Below are 15,698 nucleotides of genomic sequence, written 5' to 3' on the forward strand. Positions count from 1 at the left end.
GGAAAAATTTGTTGTGCGTGTGGTGGATCGGTGAGTTCGGAGTGGTTGGGTTGTCGGGCGTTCGGCGGATCGAGGTCGGAGACGGGGCGGGGGAGACGCCGGGGCGGGTGTTCGAGCAGTGGGAGGCGCGGCTGAGTGAGGCGTATGTGCCGCTTGCGGTGTCGCCGAAGGGCTCCGGGGAGTTTCGGGGGTGGATCACGTTGGGGAAGTATCGCGATGTGGAGTTGTCCACGCTGGGGGCCGGGCGGCAGCGGGTGGATCGGACCAAGAGTCTGATCGCGCGGACCGATGACGAAATTCTGCACACCAGCATTCAGGTGAAGGGTCGCGGTCGGCTGCATCAGGATGGGCGGGTGGCCGAGGTGGGGCCCGGGGAGATGGTCTTCTACGACAGCACGCGGCCGTATCACTGGGAATTCGACGAGGATTGGGAAATGGCCGCGGTGCTCGTGCCGCTCGGTCGGCTGCGCGAGCGTGCGGGCATCACGCCGGCGGCGATCCCGACCGCCACCACCGTGCCGCGCGACAGCCCGGCAGCGGTGGTCTCGGCCTTCCTGCTGGACTTGGCGGAGCTGCAGAACACGAGGCCGGAACAGGCTGCGGCGCTGTCCCGTTCGGCGACGGACCTGCTGGCCTCGGCGATCTCTCTGACTGCGGGTCGTGCGGTGCCGGGTGCGGTGGCGGAGACGCTGACCGTGCGGCAGGTGGTCGAGTTCGTGCGCCGCCACCGCTCCGACCCCGGGCTCACCGTGGACGACATCGCCGCCGGTTGCGGGGTGTCGAGGCGGACGCTCTACCGGGTACTCGAGCAGTTCGGCGAAGGACCGGCCGTCATGCTGCGGCGGATGCGCATCGAGCACGCCCGTGAATTGCTCACCGCGCGACCGGATCTGCCGGTCGCGGCCGTTGCGCGCGCGTCCGGCTTCGCCACCGAACGGCAGTTCTACCGCGCTTTCCGGCTCGAGACCGGCCTGACCCCGGCGGGCTACCGGGTCGCCGGAGGTCTCGCGGGCTGACCGCCAGAAGGCGAGGGCGTCACGGTTCCGTCATCTTTCGGATCTGTTTCTTGAAGAACCATTCAAGTATGTTGGTCGCATGGCCCGCACCCGCGAATTCGAACCCGACGATGTCGTGGAGGCCGCCATGCGCCGGTTCTGGGAGCGCGGCTACCGCGCGACCTCGGTGGAGGACCTGGTCAAGGCCACCGGCGTGAAACCCGGCAGCCTCTACAGCGCCTTCCCCGGTGGCAAGCACGCCTTGTTCCTGGCGTCGCTGCAGCGGTATTCGGATCTCGTCGTGCCCATCAAGCTCGGCGAACTCGATGATCCGAATGCCTCGGTTGCGCAGGTGCGCGGCTATTTCGACGGTTTGGTGGCCGACCTGCTCTCGCCCGAGGGTCGGATGGGCTGCCTGCTGGTGAACACCGCCATCGAGAACGCTGCCACCGATGATGCGGCCGCGGCCGTGGTGCGCGGACACCTGCAGCGACTGGAGGATCGCATGCGCGATGCGCTGCGGAATGCTGTGCGTCGCAAAGAGATCCGGTCGAGTGTCGACCCCGAATCCGTGGCGAGGGGCCTGGTGGCCACCTCGCAGGGACTGATGGTGGTCGGCAAGGCGAATCCCGATGAAGCGGTGTTGCGCGCGATCGTCGACACCGCGTTCGCCGGGCTGACGCCCCCTTAGCGCAACGAAAACCGTTGCGAGGCCGTCCGATACGGACGGCCTCTCTTTCTCCCTGATATTTGAACACTCACTCAAGAATGAGAGTCCGTCATGAAGGCGATCACTATTTCCCGCTACGGTGCGCCCGAGGTGCTCACCATCGCCGAAATGCCCGACCCGGTACCCGCTGAGGGCGAAATCCTCATAGCAGTCAAGGCTTTCGGCCTCAACCATGCCGAGACCTACATGCGTTCCGGTCAATGGGGCGACGTGGCGCAGGTGACCGGCATCGAAGCCGCGGGCGTCGTGGCCGCGGACCCCTCGGGCGAACTGGCCCCGGGCACCCCGGTCGTGGCGATCATGGGCGGCCTGGGCCGCACCCGCAACGGCGCGTACGCCGAACTGGTCACAGTCCCCGCGAGCAACGTAGCTCCGGTCGAAACCGGTTTGGACTGGGCCGATCTCGCGGCCATCCCGGAGGTCTACGCCACCGCCTGGAGCACGCTGCACGACAATCTCGCCCTCACTCCCGGCGTGACGGTGCTGGTGCGCGGGGCCACCTCGGCGCTCGGCCAGGCCGCAGTGAACATCGCCGCCGACCTCGGCGCGACGGTCGTCGCCACCACCCGCTCCCAGGAGCATGCGGCACTGCTCGAAAAGATCGGGGCCACAGTGGTTCTCATCGATGACGGCAACCTCGCTGCCCAGGTGCGCGAGCGCGGTCTCACCGTGGACGCCCTGCTGGACCTGGTCGGCAACTCGGTCCTGCGCGATTCCGTCGCGACCGTTCGCCCACGCGGCCGCGTCTGTCAGGCCGGATTCCTCGGCGGCTTGGCGCCGGTCACCGATTTCAACCCGATCGCCGATCTCCCCAGCGGCATCCAGCTGTCGTTCTTCGGCAGTTTCGTCCTCGGCACCCCGGACTTCCCGCTCGCGAACATTCCGCTGGCCGAGATCGTCGCCAAGGTCGCGGCGGGCGTCTACCACGCGAAACCGGTGCGCACCTTCGCCTTCGACGAGATCGTGCGCGCGCACGAAGTAATGGAGGCGGGCACGGCAGGTGGCAAGATGACCGTCACCGTCGGCTGATCAGCGGTGCCGGACCAGCCTGATCAGAGTGCCGTCCAGGTAGGCCGCGCGACAGGCCCGGCGCGCGATCTTGCCGCTGGAGGTGCGCGGAATGGTCCCGGCCGGAACCAGCAGCAGATCCCGGATGGACACGCCGTGCCGCAGTGACAGCGCGGCCCGCACCCGGGCGGTCACCAGATCCGGGTCGAGGGTGCCGATGCCCGCCGCCCGCTCGGCCACCAGGATCAGCTGGTTCGAGCTGTCATCCGGTGCGGCGAGCGGGCGTTGGGCCAGGGCGTGCTCGGGCAGGCGGTTGGCGGGCACCGCGAAGGCGGCCACGAAACCGGGCCGCAGCGCGGTGCTGGCCTCCTGCGCGGAGCATTCGAGATCCTGCGGATAGTGATTGCGGCCGCCGACGATCACCAGATCCTTCACCCGGCCGGTGACATACAGCTGACCGCCGAGATACGCGCCGAAATCGCCGGTCCGCAGCCAGCGGGCCTCGGCGGGCGCACCGTCGGCATGACTCTGCTCGGATAGTTTGCGCCGCAGCCGATTCCGGAAGGTCTGCTCGGTCTCGTCCGGCCGATTCCAATACCCGCGGCCGAGATTATCGCCGTGCAGCCAGATCTCGCCGACCGCGCCGTCGGGCCGCTCCCGGCCGGTGTCCGGGTCGGCGATGACCGCCCACTGCGCGCGGGCCGGACGACCGCAACTGACCTGTGCCACCGCCTCTTCCCGATCGGCGGCGACGCGCGTCATGCGGCCCTCGCCCAGCCGGTCGCGATCGACGTGCACGACCCGCGCGGGCGCCTCGGCGGGCGTGGCCGAGACGAAGACCGTGGCCTCGGCCATGCCGTAGCAGGGTTTGACGGCGTGCTCCGGCAGCCCGTAGGGCGCGAACGCCTCGGTGAAGGCGCGCATGGCCGAAACCGTCACGGGCTCACTGCCATTGATCAGGCCGATCACCTTGGAGAGATCCAGCTCCGTGCCCGGCGCGGGGCGGCCGCGCGTGGCCGCGTACTCGTAGGCGAAATTGGGTGCGGCGGAGAAGACTCCGCCGCCGTCGGCGCCCAGCTCCTTGATCCACCGATACGGCCGCCGGATGAATGCGCTCGGCGACAATAGGGTCAGGTGCCGTCCGCACACCAGCGGCAGGATCACGCACAGCAGTCCCATGTCGTGGAACAGCGGCAGCCAGCTCACCCCGCGGCAGTCGGCGTCGAGCCCCAGCGCATCGCACAGCTGGAGCAGGTTGGTGGCGACCGCGCGATGGGTGATCTCCACGCCCGCCGGCGTTCGGGTGGAGCCGGACGTGTATTGCAGGTAGGCAATGGAATCCGCGGTGCTGTCCGGACGCCGCCAGCTCGCCTCCAGTGCATCGGGGACGGCGTCGACCGCGATGAGGCGCGGCCCCGCAGTGCCCGGCTTGCGGCCGAAGTACTCGCGCACCCCGGCCGCCGCGGCCACCGTGGTGAGAATGACCGCGGGATCGCTGTCGCCGATCACCGCGTGCAGCCGGTCGGTGTGCCCGGGTTCGTCGGGCGTAAACAGCGGGACCGCGATCGCGCCCGCCGCGATGGCCGCGAAAAACGCGACCACGTAATCCAATCCGTGTGGGCACAGCACCGCCACCCGGTCACCGGGCGCGCTGACCCGCTGGATGCGCGCGGCCACCGCGTACACCCGCAGCTGGAACTGCGACCAGGTGAGCTCGTGGTATTCGCCCTCGAGCGCACGGGAATAGTCGGCATAGCGATACACGATGGCGTCCCCGTGCGCCGCGGCCCGTTCGTCGAGGAGATCGGTGAGCGTGGTGCCCGGCGGAATCTCGATCTCGGACGGACCGGCGTACGGGGTTTCGACCATATTCCTGCTCCTGAATGAATTCGGGGGTGTAGTAGCAGCTTTCACGCCCGAATCCCGGCAGGCAAAGTGTTCTGTAATGCAGCCGAACAGTGTGTGATTCGAATAATCCCGACCAGGGGACGAATGTCCCTAGGGCAGCGCGATGTATTTGGTCTCCAGATATTCCTCGATACCTTCGATGCCGGCCTCCCGGCCCAGCCCGGATTGCTTCACCCCGCCGAAAGGCGCGGCCACGTCGGAGATGACGCCGCGGTTCACGCCCACCATTCCGGATTCGATCGCGTCGGCCACCCGCAGCGCACGATCCAGGTCGCGGGTGTAGATGTAGGCGGCCAAACCGAATTCGGTGTCATTGGCCGCCGCGATACCGGCGGCCTCACCGTCGAATCCGGTGATGGCGGCCACCGGACCGAACACCTCCTCCCGCAGGATGCGGGCGTCGGCGGGGACATCGGTGAGCACGGTCGGCTCGTAGAAGAAGCCGGGGCCATCGACGGCCGCACCGCCGGTGGCGATCGTCGCCCCCTTGTCGACCGCGTCCCGCACCAGCTCGTCGACCGAATCCCGTTGCCGCGCGGTGATCAACGGCCCGACCTGGGTGCCGTCGAGATGCCCCGGCCCGATCTTCAGCCCGCGCATGCGCTCGGTCAGCCGCGCGGTGAACTCCGCGCGCACCGCATTGTCGACGTGGAATCGATTGGCGGCCGTGCAGGCTTCACCGATATTGCGCATCTTGGCGGCCATCGCCCCGTCGACCGCGGCATCCAGATCGGCGTCGGCGAACACCACGAACGGCGCGTTGCCGCCGAGCTCCAGGGAGGTGCGCAGCACCCGCTGCGCCGACTGCGCCAGCAGCACCTTGCCGACCGGGGTCGAACCGGTGAAGGTCACCTTGCGCAGCCGATCGTCGGCGAACATCGGATCGGTCAGTCGCGCCGCCTTCGAGGTCGGCAGGATCGACAGCACGCCCGCGGGCAATCCGGCCGCGGCGAAGACCTCACCCAGCAGCAGCATGGTCAGCGGCGTCTCGGCGGCGGGCTTGACCACCATCGTGCAGCCCGCCGCGAAGGCGGGCGCGATCTTGCGAGTTCCCATGGCCAGCGGGAAGTTCCACGGGGTGATGGCCAGCGTCGGGCCGACCGGCTGCTTGGTGACCAGGATGCGGCCGTTACCCGACGGCGACGGCGTGTAGCGGCCGTTGATGCGCACCGCCTCCTCGCTGAACCAGCGCAGGAATTCCCCGCCGTAGACCACCTCGCCGTGCGCCTCGGCCAGCGGCTTGCCCATTTCGAGGGTCATCAGCAGGGCGAAGCCGTCGCGGCGCGCCATCACCAGTTCCCAAGCGCGGCGCAGGATCTCGGCCCGCTCGCGGGCGGGGGTGGCGGCCCAGGACGCCTGCGCGGCGACCGCGGCATCCAGCGCCCGCGCCCCGTCCGCGGCGGTGGCGTCGGCGACCTCGGTCAGGACCGCGCCGGTCGCCGGATCGTGCACGGCGAAGGTGCCGCCGTCGCTCGCGGCGACTTGCTCGCCGCCGATCCAGAGTCCGGTCGGGACGGCGGCCAGCAGCTCGGCCACATCACGCATGGGGATTCTCCTCTTGTTCAACCGAATTCAGCGGGTCGCCGCGCGTGCGGCCTCATCCCGCACCACCTCGGCCAGCACGCCGATGCCCTCGGCGAGCAGCTCGTCGCCGATCACCAACGGCGGCAGCAGCCGGATGACATTTCCGTAGGTGCCGCAGGTCAGCAGCACCACGCCGCGCGAGAGTGCCTCGGCGGCAATGGCTTTGGTGAGTGCGGGATCGGGAGTGCCGTCCGGTCGGACGAATTCGAGGGCCAGCATGGCTCCCCGCCCGCGGATATCGCCGATGACGCCGGTGGCGTCGGCCAGCTCCCGCAATCGCGGGAGCACGGCCGCCTCGATCGCCCGCGCCCGCGCCGGAAGGTCGAGCGCCCGCATCACCTCGAGGCTGCCCAGCGCTGCCGCGCAGGCCACCGGATTGCCGCCGTAGGTGCCGCCCAGCCCGCCCGCGTGCACCCGGTCGAGCAGCTCGGCCCGCCCGGTGACGGCCGAGAGCGGCATGCCGCCCGCGATGCCCTTGGCCATGGTGACCAGGTCGGGCACGATGCCCTCGTGTTCGCACGCGAACCAGGCTCCGGTGCGGGCGAATCCGGTCTGCACCTCGTCGGCGATGAACACCACCCCGTGCGCGCGAGCCCATTCCGCGAGGGTGGCGAGGAATCCCGGTGCGGGCACGATGAATCCGCCCTCGCCCTGGATCGGCTCGATGATGATCGCGGCCAGCGAGTCCGCCCCGATCTGCACCTCGAGCTGCGAAATCGCCCGCTGGGCAGCCTGTTCCCCGGTCAGGCCGTCACGGTAGGGGTAGGACATGGGCAGCCGGTAGATGTCCGGCGCGAACGGGCCGAAGTTCGCCTTGTACGGCATGGCTTTCGCGGTCAGCGCCATGGTCAGATTGGTGCGGCCGTGATAGGCGTGATCGAAGGCCGCCACCGCGCTGCGGCCGGTGGCCAGCCGCGCCACCTTCACCGCGTTCTCCACCGCCTCCGCGCCCGAGTTGAACAGCACGGTCCGCTTGTCGAAGTCCCCGGGGGTGAGCCCGGCCAGTTCCTCGGCCACCCGGATATAGCCCTCGTAGGGCGTGACCATGAAGCAGGTGTGGGTGAAGCGCGCGGCCTGCTCGGCGACCGCCTCGGCCACCGTCGGATCCGACGCGCCGACCGAGGTGACCGCGATCCCGGAGCCCAGATCGATGAGTGAATTGCCGTCCACATCCACGATGACCCCGCCGTCGGCGTCCGCGGCGTACACCGGCACCGCCGAACCCACCCCGGCCGCCACCGCCGCCTTGCGCCGCGCGGTCAGGGCCTGGGAGCGGGGGCCCGGCAGCTCGGTGACGAGGTTGCGCAGCTGTGGCAGGCGATGGTCGATCGAGGTCATGGCGGAATCTCCCGGTCGAGGGTCGGTGGCACCGGTCACCAGTCTGCGCCACGAATGTCGGGATCACCCGTGCCTGATTGGACAAAATGCCGGGCCGGAATCGACACTCTGTACACTTCGGCCGATGCCCGTATCCATTGGCTGGGTATTAGCCCAGCCCGAGCTCGGGGTCCGGCTGCGCGGCGGTGCCGCTGGGATCCGCCGCGAGATCGACCTCGTTGTCACCACCGAACTGGGCAGCCCGTTCCGCTGGCTGTCCGGGGGCGAACTGGTCCTCACCACCGGCATGCGGCTGCCGCCCGACGGGCCCGGTCGCGCCGAATACGTGCGCGGGCTGGACCGCTGCGGGGTCGCGGGCATCGGCTTCGGCATCGGCCTGACCCACGACGCGGTGCCGCCGGAACTGATCGTCGCCGCCGACGAGATCGGCATCCCGCTGTTCGAGGTCCCCCTCGACACCGCCTTCGCAGCCATCGTCAAACAGGTCTCGGCCCGCATCGCCGAACTGCAGTACGACGCCGTGGTGCGCGCCGGCCGCGCCCAGCCGCGCATGACGCGGGCGCTGATTCGCTCCGGCCGTCGGGGCGTGGTGCGGGAACTGGCGAGCTCGCTTGGCGCGACCGTGCTGGTACTCGATCCCGCCGGGCAGGTGATCGACTGTCATCCGAGCGAACCGGACTCCGCGCTGCTGGCCAGGATTCGCGCCGAGGTCGGTGCGGCCGAGGCTGGTGTCAGGACCGACCACTCCGGCGCGTCCCTGACCCACCAGCGCATCGGGGTGGGCCGTCGCCACGATGGCGATCTCGTGGTGCTCGGCGACACTCCGCTCGGCCACATCGACCAGATCCTGTTGGGCCACGCCAACTCCCTGCTGGCCCTGGATTTCGAGAAGCCGGACCGGCTCCACCGCGCGGAGCACCGGATCAACGGTCAGGCGCTGGCTCTGCTGCTGGGCGCACCGCTGGATCCCGCCCCTGCCCGCGCCCTGCTGGAACCGGCGGCCGACTCGACCGGACTGATCAAAGTTCTTGTTGCCGAATGTGATTCAGTAGAGACCGCCGACGCGGCGAACGCATCCCTCGCCGCCACGGTGCTCGCCGCCGGTCACCCCCTGTTCCTGCACCGTGATTCGACCCGGCTGCTGCTCGTCCTCCCTGCCGATTCCCCGATCGGCACCACCACCGTCGAAATCTTCGGCAGCGCACGCAAACACACCCGCTCCGGCCTCAGCGGCCCCCATCCCGTCGCCGACCTCGCCACCGCCGCCGGCGCCGCCCGCCAGGCAGCCGCCACCGCCGAAAGGGGCGGCCCCCCAATCGAGTTCACCACCCTGCCCCTGCTGTCCTTTGCCCCCGCCCGCGAAGTCCTCCACACTCTTGCCCGCACCGCCCTCGCGCCCCTCGCCGCCTACGATCCCGCCCTCCTGCCCTCCCTGCGTGCCTTCCTCGAGGCCAACGGCCAATGGGAATCCGCCGCTGCCACCCTCGGCATCCACCGCCATACCCTGCGCAAACGCATCACCACCGCCGCCGCCCTGCTGAACCGCGACCTCGACAACGCCCGGGTCCGAGCCGAACTCCTGCTGGCGCTGCTCGCCGACGTGGGGGAGGACACGGCGCGGCCCTGAGCGCGACCGCTTGTGTGATGACCCGGCGGTCCGCTATGTTCTACGTATCTACTTAGTAGATACGTAGAACTCGGGCCGTAGACCACCTACGGCTGAGGGCGCCGTGGGACCGGCGTCGTGGCGGCGGGATTGTGCGGACCCTCATCGCGCGCAAGAACGCCCTCACACCAAAGGGGCGGAGCCGCAGGTCAGCGGCCCCGCCCCGTTGTGGTGGTGAGGTAGTGGGAGTCGGCGGATCAGACCCGGGCGCGGATCCACTTGTAGAGGGCCAGTAGCACGATCGCGCCGATGATGGCGCCGATGAAGGCGTGTTTGACCGGGGGATGAACGTCGAAGTGGTGCGGGGAGAAGACCAGACTGCCCAGCGTGCCGCCGACGTAGCCGCCGACGATGCCGAGGACGGCGGTCCAGATGATGCCGAAATTCTCCTTGCCGGGGACCACGAGGCGGGCGATCGCGCCCGCGATCAGTCCGATGATGATCATCGTAATGATGCCCATGGCATGCTCCTTGCCTTTGCGGTTACCGCATTCTCGAAGGTAGCAGGGCTGAGCCCGCGGATGAGCGTGTCGCAATACATCAGCGTGCCCGGTCTGATTCCCCGGTACCGGTAGGGAGATTGACCCGTTCTCGGGCAGCGAAACATTCGGCGACGCCCGGATTCCGGGGCGATGATGGAAGCCGGACGACTTCGTGCTGATTGCGAAAGGCATACGCGCATGAGTGAAAATGCGCCCGAAATCCCTCCTCTCACCGGTCGGGGCGCATTGGCCCGGACCCTCGCCGCCCGCGGCGGACTCGCGGCGCCGGAAGCGCCGTTCGTCATCGAACACCGCGAGGCCCTCATCTACATGCTCTGCCAGGCCGCCGAACTCGAACACGGCATCATGTGCCAGTACCTGTTCGCGGCCTTCTCGCTCAAGACCTCCACGGCGGAGGGGCTGAGTGCCGACGAGGTCGACAAGGTCACGCGCTGGCGGAAACTGGTGTCGCACGTGGCAACCCAGGAGATGCTGCACCTGTCGCTGGTGCACAACCTGCTCTCGGCCATCGGGGCTGCACCGCACATGGCCCGGCCCAATCTGCCCCTGCCCGCCGCCCACTATCCGGCGGGTGTGCAGCTGGCGCTGCTGCCGTTCGGTGAACAGTCGTTGCGGCACTTCATGTTCCTGGAACGTCCCGAGGGCATGGACCTCGACGATGCCGACGGCATCGAGAGCATGGGTCGCGCCGCGGCGCACATGCAGCAGGGCGAAATCGTGCCCCGGCTCCAAGATTTCGCGACCGTCGGGCACCTGTACCGGTCCATCGAGAACGGTATCCAGCATCTGGCCGACAAATACGGTGAGCGCTGGCTGTTCGTGGGGCCGCGTCGCGCCCAGGCGACTCGGAAGCATTTCCAGTGGCCGGAATTGGTGGCCGTGACCGATGTGGCGTCGGCGAAGCGGGCCATCGACACCATTCTCGAACAGGGTGAGGGCGCCCGCGGCGACTGGCGTGACGCTCACTTCGGGCAGTTCGTCAAGATCCTCGACGAGTACGAGCAGTGCCTGCGCGACAACCCGGACTTCGACCCGGTGCGGCCGGTGCTGGCCGCCAATGTCCGTGCGCCCGAACGAGATTTCCCGGTCCCGCTGATCAGTGATCCGGATACCGCGCGCGTCACCGACCTGTTCAATGTCGGCTACGAGATCCTGCTGCAGATCTTCGAACGCTTCTTCGCGCACACCGAGGAATCCGACGCGCAGCTGCAGACGCTGGCCGATGCCACGGTCTCGCTCATGTTCGGGGTCATCCGCCCGCTGGGTGAGCTCATCACCACCCTCCCGGCCGGGCCGGATCATCCAGGTAAGACGGTGGGCCCGAGCTTCGAATTGTTCTACGAGACCGACTATTTGATGCCGCACCGGGAGGCCGCCTGGACGTTGCTGACCGAACGGCTCGGAGAGGCGGTGGCCCTGAGTGACGCCATCCGGGCCGATCTGCCCGCGGTGGGGGTGCAATTGGCCCCGGTGAGCAAGGCGTTCGGTGACATCCAAGCCACCCTGGCCGCGCACTTCCCGAGTTGGAACGCACACGCGCGACCCGAGATCCTGGGCATCGATCCCGCCGTGCAGGCCGCGGCCAGGCAGCGCGCCGACGAATTCGCCGGTCGGGTGGGCGGAATCGCGGGTGGCGGGGAACTGGCCGACCTGTTCGACGCGGTGTACACGCTGACGCGGCGGCCCGCCCCGGCGAGCGTCCTGCCCCGCCTGGCCGACAGCGTGCTGCGGCCGCTGTCGGAAGCGCTGGTGCGGCACGGGCTCGGCACATCGGCCGGATCCGAGGCCGGGCAATTGGTGAAACAGGCGGTGACCGAGCCTGATTCGGATGTCCCCGTGCAATTGCGGGAACTGGCGCTGGTGGCCACGCGGCTGCGCGGCGGCATCGACTCGGCCGAACTTGTGGAAGCCACCGCCGCGCTGCAGGATCTCGCCTGCGCGGTACAGCTGCCCGGTGAACGGCCCCGGCTGCGAGCCGAATTCGCGCAGTTGCAGGCGGGCCTGCTCCCGGCCGTGAGTATCGTCAAGAACGGCCCCTACCTGGCCACCAATGCCGCCGTGATCGATCATCTCGGCCTGCCCGTGGCGGTCGGACCGACGGTCGCGCTGTGCCGTTGCGGCGCCTCGGCGCTCAAACCGCTCTGCGACGGCAGTCACGCCCGCATCGGCTTCAATGACGCGAAAGACCCCGCGCGGGTGGATGATCGACGTGACACCCACGAAGGCGAACAGCTCACGGTGTTCGACAATCGCGGCATCTGCCAGCATTCCGGACTCTGCACCGACCGGCTGTCCACCGTATTCCGAACCGCCGCAGAGCCTTTCGTCGCACCCAACGGCGGCCGAATGGACGAGATCGTGCGCGCCGTCCGCGCCTGCCCCTCCGGTGCGCTCGGCATGGCCTTCGATGGCATCGAGGCGCGCGAGCTCGCCGACTGGGGCGGTACTCGCGCCCCGGAGATCGAGGTGACCAAGGACGGGCCGTACCGCGTTCGTGGCTCGGTCGCGTTGACCGGACCCGACGGTGGCGGTATCGAACGCGCCCAGGGTGCGTCCACCGAGCACTACGCGCTGTGCCGATGCGGGCAGTCGCGAAACAAGCCGTTCTGTAGTGGAATGCATTGGTACGTCGGCTTCCAGGACCCGGTCCTCGCACCGGGTCAGGAGCCGACGCTGTTCGAATGGGCGGGCGGATATCCGGCGCTGCGGCAGGTGACCGCGCTGCTCTACGAGAAGCTGATTCCCGACGATCCGATGCTGGCGGCCGCCTTCGGCGATGCCGACGCGGATCGTGCACGGCGCGAGTCCGATTGGATGGCTGCGGCGTTCGGCGCACCCGACGCCACGGCGGAAGCACCGTCTCGGCCCGCCCTCACCGAGGAGCAGCGGGAGCGCTGGGCGCAGCTGTATCTGCGGGCGGTTCGCGAGAGCGGTCTGCCGCAGGAGGCCGAATTCCGTTCCGCCTTCGCCGCTTTCGTGGAATGGGCCGCGACCGCCGAAGGGGAAGCGCCGGAATGGGATTGGGGTCCGCTCGGGCCGCCCGTCGCGACCGCGCGGCCAGCCGCCGCAGCGTCCGAACCGGTACTGCCCGGTCCGGACGATGCGGTGGGTTTCGCCGCGCACATCAAACCCCTGTTCCGGGAGAAGGATCAGCGGTCGATGAGCTTCGTGTTCGACCTGTGGTCACTCGACGATGTCACCAAGAACGCCGGTGCGATTCTCGACCGGCTGGCCGCGGGCACCATGCCCTGCGACGGTGCGTGGCCTGCCGAGCGGGTGGAGGTTTTCCGGCGCTGGACGGAGTCCGGCATGCGGCCCTGACGGCCGATCGGCGAGAGGCCCGGCAGCGACGGATTCGCTGCCGGGCCTCTTGTTGTGAGCGGTCGGAATGGTAACCGAAAACTCCCGGTCACATGGCGAAATGCCAGGGAAACAAACGGAATACGAATAATTCCATTCCGGTTGACAGCCGTGCGCACCGGGCGGAGCATAGTTGCGTATTACGGCACATGGTGCGCAATACGCAACACTCTGGAGGCTCGGTCATGCAGCCGCGAGTCGTCATCATCGGTGCGGGAATCGTGGGCACCGCCCTGGCGGAAGAGATCACCCGGCTCGGCTGGACCGAGGTCACCGTCCTGGACCGGGGTCCGCTGTTCCGGACCGGCGGATCTACTTCGCACGCACCGGGTCTGGTGTTCCAGACCAATGCGTCCAAGACCATGGCGGAACTGGCCCGCTACACCGTCGAGAAGTTCGGTGCGCTGGACGCTTTCGACAGCCTCGGCGGGCTGGAGGTGGCCACCACCCCGGAGCGCTGGACCGAACTGCACCGACGCCACGGCTGGGCGCGGGCCTGGGGCATCGAGTCGCGGCTGATCGACGCGGGTGAATGCGCCGCGCTACACCCGCTGCTCGACCCTGACCGAGTTCTCGGCGGATTCCACACGCCCACAGATGGTTTGGCGAACGCCGTGCGCGCCGCGGAACGGCAGGCCGACGCGGCCGCCGATCGCGGGGCCCGCTTCATCGGCTATTGCGAAGTGACCGAGGTGCTCTCGGCGCACGGCCGGGTCACCGGGGTGCGCACCCGCGACGGTCAGGAGATACCGGCCGACATCGTGGTGAGCGCAGCCGGATTCTGGGGCGCGGAACTGGGTAAGCGGGTCGGGCTCACCGTGCCGCTGGTACCCATGGCACACCAGTTCGCCAAGACCGGATCCGTGCCCGCGCTCGATCCGCAGGCGCTGCTGCCGATCCTGCGCCATCAGGACGCGGACCTGTACTACCGCACCTATGGCGACCGGATCGGCATCGGCTACTACGGGCACACGCCGCGACCGGTCGACATGGACACGTTGTTGCGTGATACCGGGGGCCAGGCGATGCCCTCCATGTTGCCGTTCACCCCGGAAGAGTTCCATCCGGCCTGGACGCACAGCGTCGAGTTGCTCCCCGCGCTGCGGGAAACCGCCGTGGATGAGGCGTTCGACGGCATCTTCTCCTTCACCCCAGACGGGTTCCCGATTCTCGGCGAGCATCGCGATTTGGCGGGATTCTGGGTCGCGGAGGCGGTTTGGGTGACGCATTCGGCGGGCGTGGCACGGGCGGTCGCGCGTTGGATCGTGGACGGCAGCACCGATATCGATCTGCACGAGGCCGACCTGTACCGGTTCGAGGCGGCGGCGCTGAGCCCGGAATTCATCCGGAGCACCAGCGTGCAGGCGTTCGTCGAGGTGTACGACATCCTGCATCCGCACCAATACCGCAGCGCACCAAGGGATGTACGGACCAGTCCGTTCCATGCCCGGCAGCGGGAGTTGGGTGCCTTCTTCTTCGAGGGTGCGCTGTGGGAGCGTCCCGCCTGGTTCGAGGCCAATGCCGCGCTGCTGGACGAGGTGGCCGCCGACGGGGTGGCGGTTCCGGTCCGAGACGAATGGTCGGCCCGCTTCTACTCACCCATCTCGATCGCCGAAGCGGTGTGGACGCGAACGCATGTCGCCCTCTACGACATGACGCCGCTGACCCGCTACGAGATCTCCGGGCCGGGCGCGACTGCGCTTCTGCAGGAATTGACGACCAACGACGTCGGCAAGAAGCCCGGCGCGGTCACCTACACGCTGTTGCTGGACGCGAACGGGGGAGTGCGCAGCGACCTGACCGTCGCTCGCCTGGACGAGAACGTCTTCCAGGTGGGAGCCAACGGCCCGCTCGACTTCGACTGGTTCGCGCGCCACCTGCCCGGCGACGGCAGCGTCACGCTGCGCGACATCACCGGCGGCACCTGCTGTGTCGGCGTCTGGGGGCCGAAGGCCAGGGATCTGGTGCAGCCGCTGTGTCTCGATGACCTGTCGCACAAGGGTTTCGGATACTTCAGGGCCAAACGGACCTTCCTGGGTTCCATCCCGGTCACCATGCTGCGCGTCTCCTACGTCGGTGAACTGGGCTGGGAGATCTACACCACCGCCGAATGCGGTGCGGCACTGTGGGATCTGCTCTGGGAGGCCGGTCGCGAGCATCGGGCCATCGCCGCCGGGCGGCTTGCGTTCAACAGCCTGCGCCTGGAAAAGGGCTACCGCTCCTGGGGCGCCGACATGACCACCGAACACACCCCCGATGCCGCCGGACTCGGCTTCGCGGTCCGCATGAGCAAGTCCGACTTCCTCGGCAAGAAGGCACTGGAAGCCGCGCCGCCACCGGACCGCTTGTTGCGCACCCTGGTCCTTGATGACCCGAGTGCGGTCGTGCTGGGCAAGGAACCCGTCTCCGTCGGCGGCACCGTCGCCGGATACATCACCAGCGCCGGTTACTCGGCCACCGTGGGCCGCACCCTCGCCTACGCCTGGCTCCCGGCAGCGATCGCGCCCGGCGACGAGGTCGAAATCGACTATCTGACCGAGAGATTCACCGCACGGGTGCACACCGATCCGGTGGTCGACCCCGAGCTCGCGCGGATTCGGAGGTAA

10 protein-coding genes are annotated in these 15,698 nt (G+C 68.7%); 6 read left to right on the forward strand and 4 right to left on the reverse strand.

Annotated features, from left to right (window positions below; all coding sequences use genetic code 11):
- The first annotated feature begins 50 nt into the window (after window positions 1-50).
- The 3 genes from ACYVN4_RS05375 (at window position 51) to ACYVN4_RS05385 (ending at window position 2,754) form a co-directional block, all read left to right on the forward strand.
- Window positions 51-1,016: an AraC-like ligand-binding domain-containing protein gene (locus ACYVN4_RS05375; RefSeq protein WP_460718097.1), complete on the forward strand. Its 966-nt coding sequence runs from the start codon at window positions 51-53 to the stop codon at window positions 1,014-1,016.
- A 79-nt stretch (window positions 1,017-1,095) separates the two neighbouring features.
- Window positions 1,096-1,686: a TetR/AcrR family transcriptional regulator gene (locus ACYVN4_RS05380; RefSeq protein ID WP_460718098.1), complete on the forward strand. Its 591-nt coding sequence runs from the start codon at window positions 1,096-1,098 to the stop codon at window positions 1,684-1,686.
- A gap of 90 nt (window positions 1,687-1,776) precedes the next feature.
- Window positions 1,777-2,754 (forward strand): zinc-binding dehydrogenase, encoded by a 978-nt coding sequence (locus ACYVN4_RS05385; protein WP_460718099.1) that lies wholly within the window; start codon window positions 1,777-1,779, stop codon window positions 2,752-2,754.
- On the opposite strand, the gene ACYVN4_RS05390 is transcribed toward ACYVN4_RS05385, so the two are convergent.
- From ACYVN4_RS05390 to gabT, 3 genes are all read right to left on the reverse strand, one after another.
- Window positions 2,755-4,602, reverse strand: coding sequence for an AMP-binding protein (locus ACYVN4_RS05390; RefSeq protein ID WP_460718100.1), 1,848 nt, complete (start codon window positions 4,600-4,602; stop codon window positions 2,755-2,757).
- A 129-nt stretch (window positions 4,603-4,731) separates the two neighbouring features.
- Window positions 4,732-6,186, reverse strand: a complete 1,455-nt coding sequence (locus ACYVN4_RS05395; RefSeq protein WP_460718101.1) for an NAD-dependent succinate-semialdehyde dehydrogenase — start codon at window positions 6,184-6,186, stop codon at window positions 4,732-4,734.
- A gap of 27 nt (window positions 6,187-6,213) precedes the next feature.
- A complete protein-coding gene (gene gabT, locus ACYVN4_RS05400) occupies window positions 6,214-7,563 on the reverse strand; it encodes a 4-aminobutyrate--2-oxoglutarate transaminase (RefSeq protein ID WP_460718102.1) in 1,350 nt (449 codons plus the stop codon).
- 124 nt (window positions 7,564-7,687) lie between these two features.
- Between gabT and ACYVN4_RS05405 the strand changes: the two genes are divergently transcribed.
- Window positions 7,688-9,190 (forward strand): PucR family transcriptional regulator, encoded by a 1,503-nt coding sequence (locus tag ACYVN4_RS05405; protein ID WP_460718103.1) that lies wholly within the window; start codon window positions 7,688-7,690, stop codon window positions 9,188-9,190.
- A gap of 236 nt (window positions 9,191-9,426) precedes the next feature.
- Here ACYVN4_RS05405 and ACYVN4_RS05410 read toward each other — a convergent pair whose 3' ends face one another.
- The gene (locus ACYVN4_RS05410; RefSeq protein WP_379365557.1) at window positions 9,427-9,690 is read right to left on the reverse strand and encodes a GlsB/YeaQ/YmgE family stress response membrane protein; all 264 of its coding nucleotides are present in this window, start codon (window positions 9,688-9,690) and stop codon (window positions 9,427-9,429) included.
- Window positions 9,691-9,909: 219 nt separating this feature from the next.
- Here ACYVN4_RS05410 and ACYVN4_RS05415 point away from each other — a divergent pair, with 219 nt between their 5' ends.
- Window positions 9,910-13,053, forward strand: a complete 3,144-nt coding sequence (locus ACYVN4_RS05415) for a ferritin-like domain-containing protein (protein ID WP_460718104.1) — start codon at window positions 9,910-9,912, stop codon at window positions 13,051-13,053.
- Window positions 13,054-13,277: 224 nt separating this feature from the next.
- A complete protein-coding gene (locus tag ACYVN4_RS05420; RefSeq protein ID WP_460718105.1) occupies window positions 13,278-15,698 on the forward strand; it encodes a GcvT family protein in 2,421 nt (806 codons plus the stop codon).

The sequence above is a fragment of the Nocardia heshunensis genome, assembly GCF_054782115.1.

What these genes read in the sequence shown, in the direction of transcription:
- ACYVN4_RS05380 (WP_460718098.1), top strand. Translation starts at nt 1,096, where the DNA reads ATGGCCCGCACCCGCGAATTCGAACCCGACGATGTCGTGGAGGCCGCC.
- ACYVN4_RS05385 (WP_460718099.1), top strand. Translation starts at nt 1,777, where the DNA reads ATGAAGGCGATCACTATTTCCCGCTACGGTGCGCCCGAGGTGCTCACC.
- ACYVN4_RS05390 (WP_460718100.1), bottom strand. Translation starts at nt 4,602, where the DNA reads ATGGTCGAAACCCCGTACGCCGGTCCGTCCGAGATCGAGATTCCGCCG.
- ACYVN4_RS05395 (WP_460718101.1), bottom strand. Translation starts at nt 6,186, where the DNA reads ATGCGTGATGTGGCCGAGCTGCTGGCCGCCGTCCCGACCGGACTCTGG.
- gabT (WP_460718102.1), bottom strand. Translation starts at nt 7,563, where the DNA reads ATGACCTCGATCGACCATCGCCTGCCACAGCTGCGCAACCTCGTCACC.
- ACYVN4_RS05405 (WP_460718103.1), top strand. Translation starts at nt 7,688, where the DNA reads ATGCCCGTATCCATTGGCTGGGTATTAGCCCAGCCCGAGCTCGGGGTC.
- ACYVN4_RS05410 (WP_379365557.1), bottom strand. Translation starts at nt 9,690, where the DNA reads ATGGGCATCATTACGATGATCATCATCGGACTGATCGCGGGCGCGATC.
- ACYVN4_RS05415 (WP_460718104.1), top strand. Translation starts at nt 9,910, where the DNA reads ATGAGTGAAAATGCGCCCGAAATCCCTCCTCTCACCGGTCGGGGCGCA.
- ACYVN4_RS05420 (WP_460718105.1), top strand. Translation starts at nt 13,278, where the DNA reads ATGCAGCCGCGAGTCGTCATCATCGGTGCGGGAATCGTGGGCACCGCC.